The sequence below is a fragment of the Pseudomonas sp. TNT3 genome (assembly GCF_010095445.2).
In the GTDB taxonomy this organism is placed as follows: domain Bacteria; phylum Pseudomonadota; class Gammaproteobacteria; order Pseudomonadales; family Pseudomonadaceae; genus Aquipseudomonas.
Window position 1 is genome coordinate 18,681 of the sequence record NZ_WFGV02000039.1, and the last position, 13,955, is coordinate 32,635.

Annotated in this window: 15 protein-coding genes and 1 pseudogene; 10 read left to right on the forward strand and 6 right to left on the reverse strand. The window is 58.8% G+C overall.

All coding sequences use genetic code 11. The features are described from left to right. Window positions 1-155: 155 nt before the first annotated feature. From lptB to GBC55_RS20985, 5 genes are read right to left on the reverse strand one after another with little or no spacing between them, the layout of a single operon-like run. Window positions 156-881 (reverse strand): LPS export ABC transporter ATP-binding protein, encoded by a 726-nt coding sequence (gene lptB / locus GBC55_RS20965; protein WP_162439253.1) that lies wholly within the window; start codon window positions 879-881, stop codon window positions 156-158. Beyond that, entirely contained in the window at window positions 881-1,429 is a 549-nt protein-coding gene (gene lptA / locus GBC55_RS20970) for a lipopolysaccharide transport periplasmic protein LptA (protein WP_162439254.1), read from the reverse strand. The genes lptB and lptA overlap by 1 nt, the downstream gene beginning before the upstream one ends. Then, entirely contained in the window at window positions 1,416-1,988 is a 573-nt protein-coding gene (gene lptC, locus GBC55_RS20975; protein ID WP_162439255.1) for an LPS export ABC transporter periplasmic protein LptC, read from the reverse strand. The genes lptA and lptC overlap by 14 nt, the downstream gene beginning before the upstream one ends. Window positions 1,989-1,995: 7 nt before the next feature. Further along, entirely contained in the window at window positions 1,996-2,520 is a 525-nt protein-coding gene (locus GBC55_RS20980; protein WP_162439256.1) for an HAD family hydrolase, read from the reverse strand. Next, entirely contained in the window at window positions 2,520-3,494 is a 975-nt protein-coding gene (locus GBC55_RS20985) for a KpsF/GutQ family sugar-phosphate isomerase (protein WP_162439257.1), read from the reverse strand. The genes GBC55_RS20980 and GBC55_RS20985 overlap by 1 nt, the downstream gene beginning before the upstream one ends. A gap of 275 nt (window positions 3,495-3,769) precedes the next feature. Here GBC55_RS20985 and GBC55_RS20990 point away from each other — a divergent pair, with 275 nt between their 5' ends. The 10 genes from GBC55_RS20990 (at window position 3,770) to hisC (ending at window position 11,721) form a co-directional block, all read left to right on the forward strand. Further along, window positions 3,770-4,579 (forward strand): ABC transporter ATP-binding protein, encoded by an 810-nt coding sequence (locus GBC55_RS20990; protein ID WP_162439258.1) that lies wholly within the window; start codon window positions 3,770-3,772, stop codon window positions 4,577-4,579. Beyond that, window positions 4,579-5,376 (forward strand): lipid asymmetry maintenance ABC transporter permease subunit MlaE, encoded by a 798-nt coding sequence (gene mlaE, locus GBC55_RS20995; RefSeq protein ID WP_162439259.1) that lies wholly within the window; start codon window positions 4,579-4,581, stop codon window positions 5,374-5,376. The genes GBC55_RS20990 and mlaE overlap by 1 nt, the downstream gene beginning before the upstream one ends. Continuing rightward, a complete protein-coding gene (gene mlaD / locus GBC55_RS21000; protein ID WP_162439260.1) occupies window positions 5,376-5,843 on the forward strand; it encodes an outer membrane lipid asymmetry maintenance protein MlaD in 468 nt (155 codons plus the stop codon). The genes mlaE and mlaD overlap by 1 nt, the downstream gene beginning before the upstream one ends. A gap of 11 nt (window positions 5,844-5,854) precedes the next feature. Continuing rightward, window positions 5,855-6,508, forward strand: a complete 654-nt coding sequence (locus GBC55_RS21005; RefSeq protein ID WP_162439261.1) for an ABC transporter substrate-binding protein — start codon at window positions 5,855-5,857, stop codon at window positions 6,506-6,508. Further along, a complete protein-coding gene (locus GBC55_RS21010) occupies window positions 6,505-6,810 on the forward strand; it encodes an STAS domain-containing protein (RefSeq protein ID WP_162439262.1) in 306 nt (101 codons plus the stop codon). Before GBC55_RS21005 ends, GBC55_RS21010 begins: the two co-directional genes overlap by 4 nt. Window positions 6,811-6,924: 114 nt before the next feature. Beyond that, entirely contained in the window at window positions 6,925-7,164 is a 240-nt protein-coding gene (locus GBC55_RS21015; protein ID WP_007901566.1) for a BolA family protein, read from the forward strand. Between the two features lie 22 nt (window positions 7,165-7,186). Next, window positions 7,187-8,452, forward strand: coding sequence for a UDP-N-acetylglucosamine 1-carboxyvinyltransferase (murA, locus tag GBC55_RS21020; RefSeq protein ID WP_122837518.1), 1,266 nt, complete (start codon window positions 7,187-7,189; stop codon window positions 8,450-8,452). Window positions 8,453-8,579: 127 nt separating this feature from the next. Further along, window positions 8,580-9,215 carry an ATP phosphoribosyltransferase gene (gene hisG / locus GBC55_RS21025; RefSeq protein ID WP_162439263.1) on the forward strand — a complete coding sequence of 212 codons (636 nt, stop codon included), beginning with the start codon at window positions 8,580-8,582 and terminating at the stop codon, window positions 9,213-9,215. A 126-nt stretch (window positions 9,216-9,341) separates the two neighbouring features. Continuing rightward, complete coding sequence (gene hisD / locus GBC55_RS21030; RefSeq protein ID WP_162439264.1) at window positions 9,342-10,667, forward strand: histidinol dehydrogenase; 1,326 nt, start codon at window positions 9,342-9,344, stop codon at window positions 10,665-10,667. Between the two features lies 1 nt (window position 10,668). Continuing rightward, a complete protein-coding gene (gene hisC, locus GBC55_RS21035) occupies window positions 10,669-11,721 on the forward strand; it encodes a histidinol-phosphate transaminase (RefSeq protein WP_162439265.1) in 1,053 nt (350 codons plus the stop codon). Window positions 11,722-11,800: 79 nt separating this feature from the next. Here hisC and GBC55_RS21040 read toward each other — a convergent pair. Then, a pseudogene (locus GBC55_RS21040) lies at window positions 11,801-13,905 on the reverse strand (TonB-dependent receptor). Window positions 13,906-13,955 lie beyond the last annotated feature (50 nt).

Genomic DNA, 13,955 nt, shown 5'->3' on the forward strand with positions numbered 1-13,955 from the left:
GCGCTTGCGCCATCCACTACAGGGCGCCGAGGCGCCAAACATAAGCAAATTATATGCCCGAAACCGCAGCGTTTGCCTAGAGCGCTGTAACAATAAAAAAACGTTGATTTTTTATCGGTACGAGCGCTCGGACGAATGACCAGGCACTTGCGTGCTTACAGGCGGAACTCGTGGCCCAGGTACACTTCCTTGACCAGGTCGTTGGCCAGGATCGTGGCAGAGTCGCCCTCGGCGATCAGTTGACCATCGTTGACGATGTACGCCGTTTCGCAAATATCCAGGGTTTCACGGACGTTGTGGTCAGTGATCAGGACGCCGATGCCCTTGGCCTTGAGGTGATAAATGATTTGCTTGATGTCGCCGACCGAAATCGGGTCCACGCCGGCGAACGGTTCGTCGAGGAGGATGAATTTCGGGTTGGTGGCCAGTGCGCGTGCAATCTCCACGCGGCGACGTTCACCGCCGGACAGGCTCATGCCGAGGTTGTCGCGAATGTGGCTGATGTGGAATTCCTGAAGCAGGCTTTCGAGCTCCTTCCGGCGGCCCGCCTTGTCGAGTTCCTTGCGGGTCTCGAGGATCGCCATGATGTTATCGGCCACCGACAGTTTGCGAAAGATCGAAGCCTCTTGCGGAAGATAGCCGATACCGGCCTTGGCTCGGCCGTGCATTGGCTGATGGCTGACGTCGAGGTCATCGATCAGTACACGGCCCTGGTCGGCCTGCACGAGGCCGACAATCATATAAAAGCAGGTGGTCTTGCCGGCGCCGTTGGGCCCGAGCAAACCGACGATCTGACCGCTGTCGATGGACAGGCTGACATCACGCACAACCTGGCGGCTCTTGTAGGCTTTGGCCAGATGCTGAGCTTTCAGAGTTGCCATTACTGGGCCTTCTGCTCGTCGGTTTTCTTTTTAGGTTGAATTACCATGTCAATGCGTGGACGCGACTCGGTCACCTTGCTACCTGTAGCGCGACCAGCGCTCGCCAGCTTTTTCTCGGTGTCATAGACGATTTTCTCGCCTTGAGTGACGTTGTTGTCCTTGTCGATGACCTTGGCCTTGTCGATCAGTACAACGCGGTTTTGCGTGGCGTGGTACTGGATGGTCACACCCCAGCCCTGAACGGGTTTGGCATCGCCGGCGGTTTGCAGTTGCTCGAAGTAAGCCAGGTTGCCGACCGAGGTGACCACGTCGATGTCGCCATTCGGCGCGCGGGTCATGGTTACCTTATTGCCGGTAACCTTCATCGACCCTTGGGTGATGATCACGTCGCCGGTGTAAGTGGCAACACCGTTCTTGTCGTCCAGTTGGGCATCGTCGGCCTGAATGCGAATTGGCTGTTGCTGATCGTTCGGCAGAGCCCAGGCGCTCACGCTTCCCAGTGCTGCGCCCAGACTGAGCAAAATAGGGAGGGTTTTAACGAGCCTCATACTGTCCTCTTACGTTCGATAGCAGGTGTATCCTGCTTTCTTTCAAATACGCTTTCATTCCCGTACCAGTCGAGACGCCACCGGCGCCGTCGATTCTAACGGGTTGCTCGGTCTGCGCATATTGCTCCTGCGGGAACACCGTCATGCGAGTACTGGTGATCAAGGTGTCGCGATTCTTCTCGTCGGTGCGTTTGACGCGGACGTTGTCAATCAGTTCGACTTCGGTGCCGCCTGAGTTCACTTCACCGCGTTCGCTGGTGACGTGCCATGGAAAATCTGTACCGCGGTACATGTTCAGGTCGGGTTTGGTAACCAGAGTAATGTCCGTGGCTTTCACGTGCTCGGCTTTCTCCGAGGTCATTTCATACTGCACTTTGCCGTCTTCGAGGTATTGCAGCGTGTGAGTGTTGGTCGCATACCAATCGATCGGGCTTTCTTCTGTATTGGTCGGAGGCTTGTCGAGGAAGCGTTCCGGGCTGATGTTCCAGTAGCCGACCGCGGCAAATATCGCCGCGATGCAACCGAACACCAATATGTTGCGAAACTTTTTGCTCAGCATAATGGGCTCACAGGTATGCAGCGTTCGCCGCATCGAGGCGGCCTTGGGCGCGCAGGATCAATTCGCAGAATTCGCGAGCGGCACCTTCACCACCACGGGCATGAGTGACGCCATCAGCATGTTCGCGCACGAAACTGGCGGCATTGGCCACTGCCATGCCCAGGCCTACGCGGCGTATCACCGGCAGGTCCGGCAGATCGTCGCCGAGGTAGGCGACCTGTTCATAGCTTAGGCCGAGTTGGGCAAGAAGCTCGTCAAGCACCACCAGTTTGTCTTCGCGACCCTGGTAGAGGTGGGGAATGCCGAGGTTTTTTGCCCGGCGCTCAACCACCGGAGTCTTGCGACCGCTGATGATAGCGGTCTGAACGCCGGCTGCCATCAACATCTTGATGCCCTGGCCGTCGAGGGTGCTGAAGGTTTTGAATTCGCTGCCATCTTCAAGGAAGTAAAGGCGTCCGTCAGTCAGGACACCGTCGACGTCGAAGATCGCCAGCTTGATGTTCTTGCCGCGTTGCAGCAGATCGGTACTCATTACATGACTCCCGCGCGGAGCAGGTCGGAGAGGTTGAAGGCGCCGATCGGGCGGTCCTCCTTGTCCACGACCACCAAGGCGTTGATTCGATGGTCTTCCATGATTTTCAGGGCTTCGGCGGCCAGCATGTCGGCGCGTGCGGTTTTGCCGTGAACCGTCATGACCTGGTCGATGGTTGCATTATGGATGTCGATGGCGCGGTCGAGGGTGCGGCGCAAATCACCGTCGGTAAAGATCCCGGCGAGTGTGCCGTCGGTTTCCAGGATCGCGGTCATTCCCAGGCCCTTGCGGGTCATTTCCATCAAGGCGTCCTTCAGCAGGGTGCCGCGCGGAACCTGCGGCAGCGCTTCACCCGCGTGCATGACGTTTTCCACTTTGAGCAGAAGACGACGGCCAAGGGCGCCACCTGGATGGGAAAAGGCGAAGTCTTCAGCGGTGAAGCCGCGTGCTTCCAGCAATGCGACGGCCAGCGCGTCACCCATGACCAGGGCGGCAGTGGTCGACGACGTGGGCGCCAGGTTCAGCGGGCACGCCTCATGTTCGACGTGGACGTTGAGGTTGACCTCGGCGGCTTTGGCCAGCGTCGAGTCAGGATTGCCGGTCATGCTGATCAGCTGGATGCCCAGGCGCTTGATCAGGGGCAGCAGGGTCACGATCTCGGAGGTCGAGCCGGAGTTGGACAGGGCAAGGATGACGTCGTCACGGGTGATCATGCCCATGTCGCCGTGACTGGCTTCGGCCGGGTGCACGAAAAAGGCCGTGGTGCCAGTACTGGCGAGCGTGGCAGCGATCTTGGTGCCGATGTGCCCGGATTTCCCCATGCCGACTACGACTACGCGGCCTTTGCTGGCCAGAATCATCTCGCACGCGCGTACGAAATCTGCATCGATACGTGGAAGCAAGCCTTGTACGGCTTCCAGTTCGAGGCGGATGGTGCGTTGTGCTGATTGAACAAGCTCGCTGGATTGGCTCATGTCGGGAATCGTATAGCCTGATGAAAAGGCGGCGATTATAGCGGTTATGATCGAAACCCTCACGTAAGTTCGTCGCGCTTTGTCACTCCCTGTTACTAATCCGCTCTGAATGAGGCTTTTGCCCCGTCATGTGTCTGAATATCGGCCGGCTTTAGCCTTGGGCGGCGAGCCGTTGCAGTGATATAGTTCGCCGCCAGTTCGGCCTGTCCGGGAGGTATGTGCTTTCGCCAGAAAGTCAGGCGTCCGAGTGTGAGGCTGCATCGCAAGGAGTTTAGATGAGTGCCGATAACGCCTACGCGGTCGAGCTGAAGGGACTGACCTTCAAGCGCGGTGCGCGCAGCATTTTCAATAACGTCGATATCCGTATCCCGCGCGGCAAGGTCACCGGCATCATGGGACCTTCCGGGTGTGGCAAGACCACGCTTTTGCGGTTGATGGGCGCCCAGTTGCGTCCCACCGCCGGCGAAGTCTGGGTCAACGGCCAGAATCTGCCGAAATTGTCTCGCAGCGATTTGTTCGATGCGCGCAAGCATATGGGTGTGCTGTTCCAGAGCGGCGCACTGTTTACCGATCTCGATGTATTCGAGAACGTCGCCTTTCCGCTACGTGTTCACACCGAGCTTCCTGAAGAAATGATCCGGGACATCGTCCTGCTCAAATTGCAGGCGGTGGGTTTGCGTGGGGCCATCGACCTTATGCCTGACGAATTGTCCGGTGGCATGAAGCGTCGTGTCGCACTGGCCCGGGCGATTGCGCTGGATCCGCAGATTCTCATGTATGACGAGCCTTTTGTGGGACAGGACCCGATCGCCATGGGCGTATTGGTGCGCCTGATCCGCTTGCTCAACGATGCATTGGGCATTACCAGTATCGTGGTTTCCCATGACCTGGCGGAGACCGCCAGCATCGCCGATTACATCTATGTAGTCGGCGACGGACAGGTATTGGGGCAGGGCACGCCGGACGAGCTGATGAATTCGGATGATCCGCGTATCCGTCAGTTCATGACAGGCGAACCCGATGGTCCGGTCGCGTACCACTTTCCAGCGACGGATTACCGCGCAGATCTTCTGGGGAAGCGTTGATGCGCAAGATTTCACTAATAGAAAGAGTGCGCCGGTTCGGCCACGCGGCAATCGATGCCGTCGCGGTGTTCGGGCGTGCGACGCTGTTCCTGTTTCATGCCTTGCTCGGCCGTGGCGGCATTGGCGGCGGTTTCGGCCTGCTGATCAAGCAACTGCACTCTGTGGGCGTGATGTCCCTGGTGATCATTGTGGTCTCCGGGGTGTTCATCGGCATGGTGCTGGCGCTGCAAGGTTTCAACATTCTGTCCAGCTATGGTTCGGAACAGGCGGTCGGACAGATGGTTGCCCTGACGCTGTTGCGTGAATTGGGCCCGGTGGTCACTGCCTTGCTGTTCGCAGGACGCGCAGGGTCTGCGCTGACGGCCGAAATCGGCAACATGAAGTCCACCGAACAGCTGTCCAGTCTGGAAATGATCGGTGTCGACCCGCTCAAGTACATCATTGCCCCGCGCCTGTGGGCCGGCTTCATTTCCCTGCCGGTGCTGGCGATGATTTTCAGCGTGGTGGGTATCTGGGGTGGTTCGTGGGTGGCCGTCGACTGGCTGGGTGTCTACGAAGGCTCCTACTGGTCGAACATGCAAAACAGCGTGACGTTCACCGAAGATGTGCTCAACGGCATCATTAAAAGTATCGTCTTCGCCTTTGTTGTTACCTGGATTGCCGTATTCCAAGGTTATGACTGCGAGCCCACTTCCGAGGGGATCAGTCGTGCCACTACCAAGACCGTTGTGTACGCCTCGTTGGCTGTACTCGGCCTGGACTTTATTCTGACCGCCTTGATGTTTGGAGATTTCTGATGCAAAACCGCACCCTGGAAATCGGTGTCGGCCTTTTCTTGCTGGCTGGCATCCTGGCTTTGCTGTTGCTTGCGTTGCGGGTCAGTGGCCTGTCCCCTAGCGCGACAACTGATTCTTATAAACTTTACGCTTATTTCGACAATATCGCCGGTTTGACGGTCAGAGCTAAAGTGACCATGGCCGGTGTGACGATCGGCAAGGTGACAGCGATCGATCTGGACCGCGACAGTTTCACCGGTCGAGTGACGATGCAGCTGGAGAAGCGCGTAGATAATCTGCCGACTGACTCCACCGCATCTATCCTGACTGCTGGCCTGTTGGGCGAGAAATACATCGGTATCAGCGTGGGTGGGGAAGAAGCCCTGCTCAAGGATGGCGGAACCATCCACGACACGCAGTCGTCGCTGGTGCTCGAGGACCTGATCGGTAAATTCCTGCTCAACACCGTTAGCAAAGAAGCCAAATGAGGAGCTTTTGAATGATCTCTATCTTGCGACGTGGCCTGTTGGTATTACTCGCGGCCTTGCCGTTGATGGCTAACGCCGTGGCGGCGCAGTCGGCGCACGATCTGGTGCAGGACACGACTACCCGGTTGCTGGCCGATCTGGCTGCCAACAAAGAAAAGTACAAGCAGAGCCCGAACGAGTTCTACAACGCCCTCAACGGGATTGTCGGCCCGGTGGTCGATGCTGACGGCATTTCGCGCAGCATCATGACCGTCAAGTATTCGCGTAAAGCCACGCCGGAGCAGATGCAGCGCTTCCAGGAAAACTTCAAGCGCAGCCTGATGCAGTTCTACGGCAACGCGTTGCTTGAGTACAACAACCAGGGCATTACCGTTTCGCCGGCCAAAGATGAAAGTGGCACCCGTACCAGCGTTGACATGCAGGTCAAAGGCAGCAGCGGTTCGATCTACCCTGTGTCCTACACACTCGAGAAAATCAACGGCGAGTGGAAAGTACGCAACGTGATCATCAATGGTATCAACATCGGCAAGTTGTTCCGCGATCAGTTCCAGGATTCGATGCAGCGTAATGGCAACGACCTGGACAAGGTCATCAACAACTGGGCCGGCGAAGTTGCCAAGGCCAAGGAAACCACCGAGCAAGCGGCCGAGAAGCAAGCCCAATGAGTGAGTCGGCGGTTCAGATGAGCGAAGCCGGCGAACTGCTGCTCAGCGGCACTCTGGATTACCGCAGCGGCCCTGTTTTGCGTAAGCAGGGTCAGGCGCTGATCAAGGCCAGCAAGGCTGCGGCATTGGTCGTGGATTGCTCGCAGGTGGTGAAATCCAGCAGCGTCGGATTGTCGTTGTTGTTGTGCTTCATGCGAGATGCCCAGGCGGCCGGCAAGGCCCTGAGCATCCGCGCGATGCCCGAAGATATGCGCGAAATCGCTCAGGTCAGCGAACTGACCGAGCTGTTGGCGCATCCCTAACCCGCATCTATAAAGAAGCCCCCCGTCAGAGTCCTGCTTAGCGGGGTTCGCAGGCGCGGGGCTTTTTTGTATGATGTCCGACCCGCGCGCACTAGGCGCCTATTGAGGTTGAGCATGCAGGCCGTAGAAGTGAAGAGCTTCCTTGAAGGAAAGCTGCCTAATACAAAGGTGGAAGTTGAGGGCGAAGGCTGCAACTTCCAGCTGAACGTGATTAGCGATGAACTGGCGGCGTTGAGCCCGGTGAAGCGTCAGCAGCAGGTCTATGCCCATTTGAACCCATGGATCACCGATGGCAGCATCCATGCGGTCACTATGAAATTTTTCAGCAGCGCGGCCTGGGCCGAGCGCACCTGAGCCCACGGGCGTCGAGATTCTTATGGATAAATTGATTATTACCGGTGGCGTTCGTCTTGATGGCGAAATCCGCATCTCCGGGGCAAAGAACTCTGCCCTGCCGATCCTGGCTGCAACCCTGCTGTGCGATGGTCCGGTGACTGTTGCCAACCTGCCGCACCTGCACGACATCACCACCATGATCGAGCTGTTCGGCCGCATGGGCATCGAGCCGGTGATCGACGAGAAGCTCAGCGTCGAAATCGACCCGCGCACCATCAAGACCCTGATCGCCCCGTACGAACTGGTCAAGACCATGCGTGCGTCGATCCTGGTACTGGGTCCGATGGTTGCCCGTTTCGGTGAGGCCGAAGTCGCGCTGCCTGGCGGTTGCGCCATCGGCTCGCGTCCGGTTGACCTGCACATCCGTGGTCTCGAAGCCATGGGCGCGGTGATCGACGTGGAAGGCGGCTACATCAAGGCCAAGGCGCCTGAAGGTGGCCTGCGCGGCGCGCACTTCTTCTTCGACACCGTCAGCGTGACCGGCACCGAAAACATCATGATGGCGGCCGCTCTGGCCAAGGGTCGCAGCGTTCTGCAAAACGCCGCTCGCGAGCCTGAAGTCATCGACCTGGCGAACTTCCTGATCGCCATGGGCGCCAAGATTTCCGGCGCAGGTACTGACACCATCACCATCGATGGCGTTGATCGTCTGCACCCGGCCACTTACAAGGTGATGCCTGACCGTATCGAAACCGGCACCTACCTGGTTGCCGCTGCCGTGACTGGCGGTCGCGTGAAGGTCAAGGACACGGATCCGACCATCCTCGAAGCCGTTCTTGAGAAACTCAAGGAAGCGGGTGCTGAAATCACCTGCGGCGAAGACTGGATCGAGCTGAACATGCACGGCAAGCGGCCGAAAGCCGTCAACGTGCGGACCGCTCCATACCCGGCGTTCCCGACTGACATGCAAGCGCAGTTCATCTCCCTCAACGCCATTGCCGAAGGCACCGGTGCCGTGATCGAGACGATCTTCGAAAACCGCTTCATGCACGTTTACGAACTGCACCGCATGGGCGCCAAGATCCAGGTCGAAGGCAACACGGCCATCGTGACCGGTACCGAGAAGCTCAAAGGCGCGCCAGTCATGGCCACCGACCTGCGTGCATCGGCCAGCCTGGTCATCTCGGCGTTGATCGCTGAAGGCGACACCCTGATCGACCGCATCTACCACATAGACCGTGGTTACGAGTGCATCGAAGAGAAACTGCAGATGCTCGGCGCCAAGATCCGCCGCGTGCCGGGCTAGTTTCTGCTGTATGGGCGCAGGGACGCGTCCGTTGAATTGTTCAGAGTCGAGCCGGTTTCCGGCTCGATGTGTGTCCGGCGCCGATTGCGACCGGGCATGAGTACCTTGATAAGGACTGACGTTTCCCATGTTGACCATCGCACTGTCCAAGGGCCGCATCCTTGACGACACCCTGCCGCTTCTGGCTGAAGCGGGCATCGTGCCGACCGAGAATCCGGACAAAAGCCGCAAGCTGATCATCCCCACGACCCAGCCTGATGTACGTCTGCTGATCGTTCGCGCCACCGATGTGCCGACCTACGTCGAGCATGGTGCGGCGGATCTGGGCGTCGCCGGTAAAGATGTGTTGATGGAATACGGTGGCCAGGGCCTGTACGAGCCACTGGACCTGCAAATTGCCCAATGCAAGCTGATGACCGCGGGCAAGATCGGGGCGATCGAGCCCAAGGGCCGTCTGCGCATCGCTACCAAGTTCGTCAACGTTGCCAAGCGTTACTATGCCGAGCAAGGTCGTCAGGTCGACATTATCAAGCTGTACGGCTCGATGGAGCTGGCACCGCTGATCGGTCTGGCCGACAAGATCATCGACGTGGTCGACACCGGTAACACGCTGCGGGCCAACGGCCTTGAGCCACAGGATTTCATTGCGGCCATCAGCTCCCGGCTGATCGTTAACAAAGCCTCGATGAAGATGCAGCACGCCCGTATTCAGGCGTTGATCGACACCCTGCGCAAGGCAGTGGAGTCTCGACACCGCGGCTGATTCACCTGCGCGACGTTAAGTCGCGCCCGTCTATCCGCCTCATAGCCAGAATTCTCAGGTGCCCAAGCGGAAACGACTGCTAAGTTAGGGCGCCTGAGTTTTTGCCATTCCTATGAGGCTCTCGCTATGACCGCACCGACTGCAATTCGCCGACTCAACGCTGCCGATCCTGATTTCGCACATCATCTGGATCATCTGCTGAGCTGGGAAAGTGTGTCTGACGACTCGGTCAATCAGCGGGTGCTGGACATCATCAAAGCCGTGCGCGAGCGTGGCGATGCGGCGCTGGTGGAATTCACCCAGAAGTTTGACGGCCTGGAAGTCGCCTCCATGGCGGACCTGATCCTGCCGCGTGAACGCCTGGAACTGGCTCTGACCCGAATCACCATTCCTCAGCGCGAGGCTCTGGAAAAAGCAGCCACCCGTGTGCGCAGCTACCACGAAAAACAGAAGCAGGATTCCTGGAGCTACACCGAAGCCGACGGCACGGTGCTGGGCCAGAAGGTCACGCCGCTGGATCGCGCCGGTCTATACGTACCGGGCGGCAAGGCGTCGTACCCGTCGTCCGTGCTGATGAACGCGATTCCGGCCAAAGTCGCGGGCGTGACTGAAGTGGTCATGGTCGTGCCGACCCCTCGCGGTGAAATCAACGAGCTGGTGCTGGCGGCTGCCTGCATCGCCGGCGTCGACCGGGTATTCACCATCGGCGGTGCCCAGGCCGTTGCCGCACTGGCTTATGGCACCGAAAGCGTGCCGAAGGTCGACAAGGTGGTGGGTCCTGGCAACATCTATGTCGCCACCGCCAAGCGCCATGTGTTCGGCCAGGTCGGTATCGACATGATCGCCGGCCCGTCGGAGATTCTTGTGGTGTGCGATGGTCAGACCGATCCTGACTGGATCGCCATGGACCTGTTTTCCCAGGCCGAGCACGACGAAGACGCTCAGGCGATTCTGGTCAGCCCGGACGCCGAGTTCCTCGACAAGGTTGCCGCGAGCATCAACAAACTGATGCCGACCATGGAGCGCGCCGAGATTATCGAAACCTCGATCAATGGCCGTGGCGCCTTGATCCTGGTTCGAGACATGGAGCAGGCCATCGAAGTGGCCAACCGCATCGCGCCGGAACACCTAGAGTTGTCGGTGGCTGATCCACAAGCCTGGCTGCCGCAGATCCGTCACGCCGGTGCGATTTTCATGGGCCGTCACACCTCTGAAGCCTTGGGCGATTACTGCGCCGGTCCGAACCACGTGCTGCCGACTTCTGGCACCGCGCGGTTCTCGTCGCCGCTGGGTGTGTATGACTTCCAGAAACGTTCGTCGATCATTTTCTGCTCCGAGCAGGGTGCGTCCGAACTGGGCAAGACCGCTTCCGTGCTGGCCCGTGGCGAGTCGCTGACCGCCCACGCACGCAGCGCTGAATACCGCATCGTCGATGGCAAGCAGGGGAACTGAAATGAGTAAATTCTGGAGCCCGTTCGTCAAGAACCTGGTGCCCTACGTACCGGGCGAGCAGCCGAAACTGGCCAAACTGGTAAAGCTCAACACCAATGAAAACCCTTACGGTCCATCGCCCAAAGCCCTGGCGGCGATGCAGGCCGAGCTGAACGACAACCTGCGCCTGTATCCGGACCCGAACAGCGATCTGCTGAAAAATGCCGTGGCCAAGTACTACGGCGTACAGAGCAATCAGGTGTTCCTCGGCAACGGTTCTGATGAAGTCCTGGCGCACATTTTCCACGGCCTGCTGCAGCACGAAAAGCCGCTGCTGTTCCCTGACATCAGCTACAGCTTCTATCCGGTTTACTGCGGTTTGTACGGCATAGCATTTGATGCGGTGCCGCTGGACGAGCAGTTCCAGATCAATCCGGCCGACTACACCAAGCCGAACGGCGGGATCATTTTCCCGAACCCGAACGCGCCGACCGGTTGCCTGCTGGCGCTCGAGGCTGTCGAGCAAATCCTCAAGGCCAACCCGGATTCCGTGGTTGTGGTGGACGAGGCTTACATCGACTTCGGCGGCGCAACGGCTATCACGCTGGTGGATCGATACCCGAACCTTCTGGTGACCCAGACCTTGTCCAAGTCCCGTTCGCTGGCGGGTCTGCGGGTTGGGCTGGCAGTAGGACACCCGGACTTGATTGAAGCGCTGGAGCGGATCAAGAACAGCTTCAACTCTTATCCGATTGACCGTCTGGCCATCGTCGGCGCCGCCGCCGCGTTTGAAGATCGCGAGTACTTCGACAAGACCTGCCGTCTGGTGATCGAGAGCCGCGACAAGGTAGTTGGGCAGTTGGAGACGAAGGGTTTTGAAGTGTTGCCGTCGGCAGCGAACTTCATTTTCGCCCGTCATCCGCAACACGATGCGGCCGGGCTGGCAGCGAAGTTGCGCGAGCAAGGTGTGATCGTTCGCCACTTCAAGCAAGAGCGCATTGCGCAGTTCCTGCGGATCTCCATTGGCACGCCCGAGCAGAATCAGGCACTGATCGATGGCCTGGGCGATCTTTGACCCGTACCTGATCCCGTAGAAGCATGCAGTGCAGCGATCCGGCTTGCCCGCGGTGTTCCCACCGCGGGCAAGCTTGTTTTTACAGATCGAGAGTCAGGCTGACAGTGAAATTGCGTGGCTCACCGGGGTTCACCCAGTAGTTGCTGTACGAGCGCTCGAAGTATTTCTCATCGAAAAGGTTGTTCAGGTTCAGGCCGACGGTGACGGTGTCGCTGGCTTTGTAGTGCGCCAGCACGTCCACGGTGTGATAGGCCGGCAATTCAAAATCGCTTCCGGACTCACCCGAACGATCGCCGACATAGGTGAAGGCCGCTCCGACATCCGAGCCACGCAAACGACCCTCCTGAAACTCATAAACCCCCAACACGCTGCCGCTGCGTTTCGCTACGCCGAGGATGCGGCTACCAGTGGGAATGACGTTGTCGCCTTCGGTAACCTCGGCATCAATGTAGGCAAGCGCGCCGATCACTCGCACCGCGTCGGTCATTTGCCCGGTGACTTGCAGATCGAAGCCCTGACTGCGGGCCTTGCCCATGGCGCGGCTGGTGTCGGTGCCCGGGTCGAGTGCGAGGACGTTTTCCTTTTCGATATGGAAGAGGGCAAAGGTGCTGCTCAAGCGATCGTCAAACAGCTCGCTCTTGATCCCGAGTTCATAGCCGACGCCTTGTTCCGGGCGAAGGATTTCCCGCTGGCATCGAGGCCGTTGTTCGGCTTGAACGAAGTTGAGGCATTAGCGAACACTCCGACTTCGGGTGTCAGTTGGTAGAGCAGGCCGGCCCGTTGCGTAAGCGCGTCATGGCGCTGACGACTGTTGGCGCCTCGGGTGTGATCGTCGATGCGTTGCTCGAAATGCTCGAAGCGTATGCCGAGCATGCCGCGCAGTTTCTCGGTGAAGATAATCTGGTCCTGCAGGTTCAGTGCGTGGCTTTCGACGTGTTCGAAGAAGTCCGTGCCGGACCGTGTGCCGTCAGGTTTCGGCCGTCCATAGACCGGATGATAGATGTCAATGTCGTACGGGCCACCGGCAATTGTGGTCACGCGTTCGTTCTTGCGGTAGTTCTCGTATTCGCTGCCGATCAGCAGTTCGTGCTGCCAGCTGCCGAGGTCGAACAGGCCGCGCAGTTCGAGTTGCGTGATGCTGTCGTGCCAATCGTTGTCACGCTCGCGGTAGCGGCGATTGACCGTGTGCCCGTCGGCATTCAGCGGTCGAGCCTCCGAGGCGAAGCCCCAGAGTTTTCCTTCCTTGTAATGACTGGCGAGGCGCACGCTCCAGCGGTCGTCGAGCTGATGTTCGAGCGCCGCTTGCAGCCTGTTGTTGTGGTTATCGATGTCACCATCGTTGGGCTCGCCCAGGAACGTCGAGCGCGACACACCGTTCCATGTGTTGTTCGGTGCGACGATGCCGCGGTCGAACGTCGAGCTGTGACGGACGAATTCGCTTTCCACCAGCAGGTGGGTGTCAGGGTTCAATTGCCAACTGAAGGAGGGTGCGACAAACACGCGCTGGCTGTCGACGTGATCGCGAAAGCTGTGGTTGTCCTCGACCGCCAGGTTCACTCGAGATAACACACTGCCGGCATCGTCCAGCGGCGTATTGACGTCCACTGCGGTGCGATAGCGATCCCAGCTGCCGGCACTGGTATGCAACGTGGTGAAGGCTTCGGGCTGTGGTTTCTTGGTGACGATGTTCACCGTGCCGCCAGGATCACCACGGCCATAGAGGCTGGCGGCGGGGCCTTTGAGCACTTCGATACGCTCGATATTGGCCACGTCCGGTGTGCTCGGATAGCCACGGTTGGCGCTGAATCCGTCCGTGTAGAACTCGGAGGTGGTGAAGCCGCGCACACTGTATTCGTAAAGCGTCAGGCCTCCGAAGTTGTTCTGTTTCGACACACCGCCGGCATAATCCAGTGCACGCTCGACGCTGGTGCTGCCCAGATCCTTGAGCACGCTGGCGGGAATCACACTGATGGATTGCGGGATATCACGGATCGCCGTGTCGGTTTTGGTCGCACTGGAGGAGCGCGTGGCGCGGTAGCCCTTGACCGGGCCGGTGGGGGATTCGTACTCGGAGGTGACGCTGATGGCGTCCAGTTCGAGGGGGCCGGACTCTTCGGCGAAGGCCGGATCACCCAGCAGGCTGAGGGTCAAACCTGCTACGGAGGCCATTGTTCGAGACGACATGTTATGTTGTTCCAATAGTGATATTGAAACAATATAACATGACTAATGAG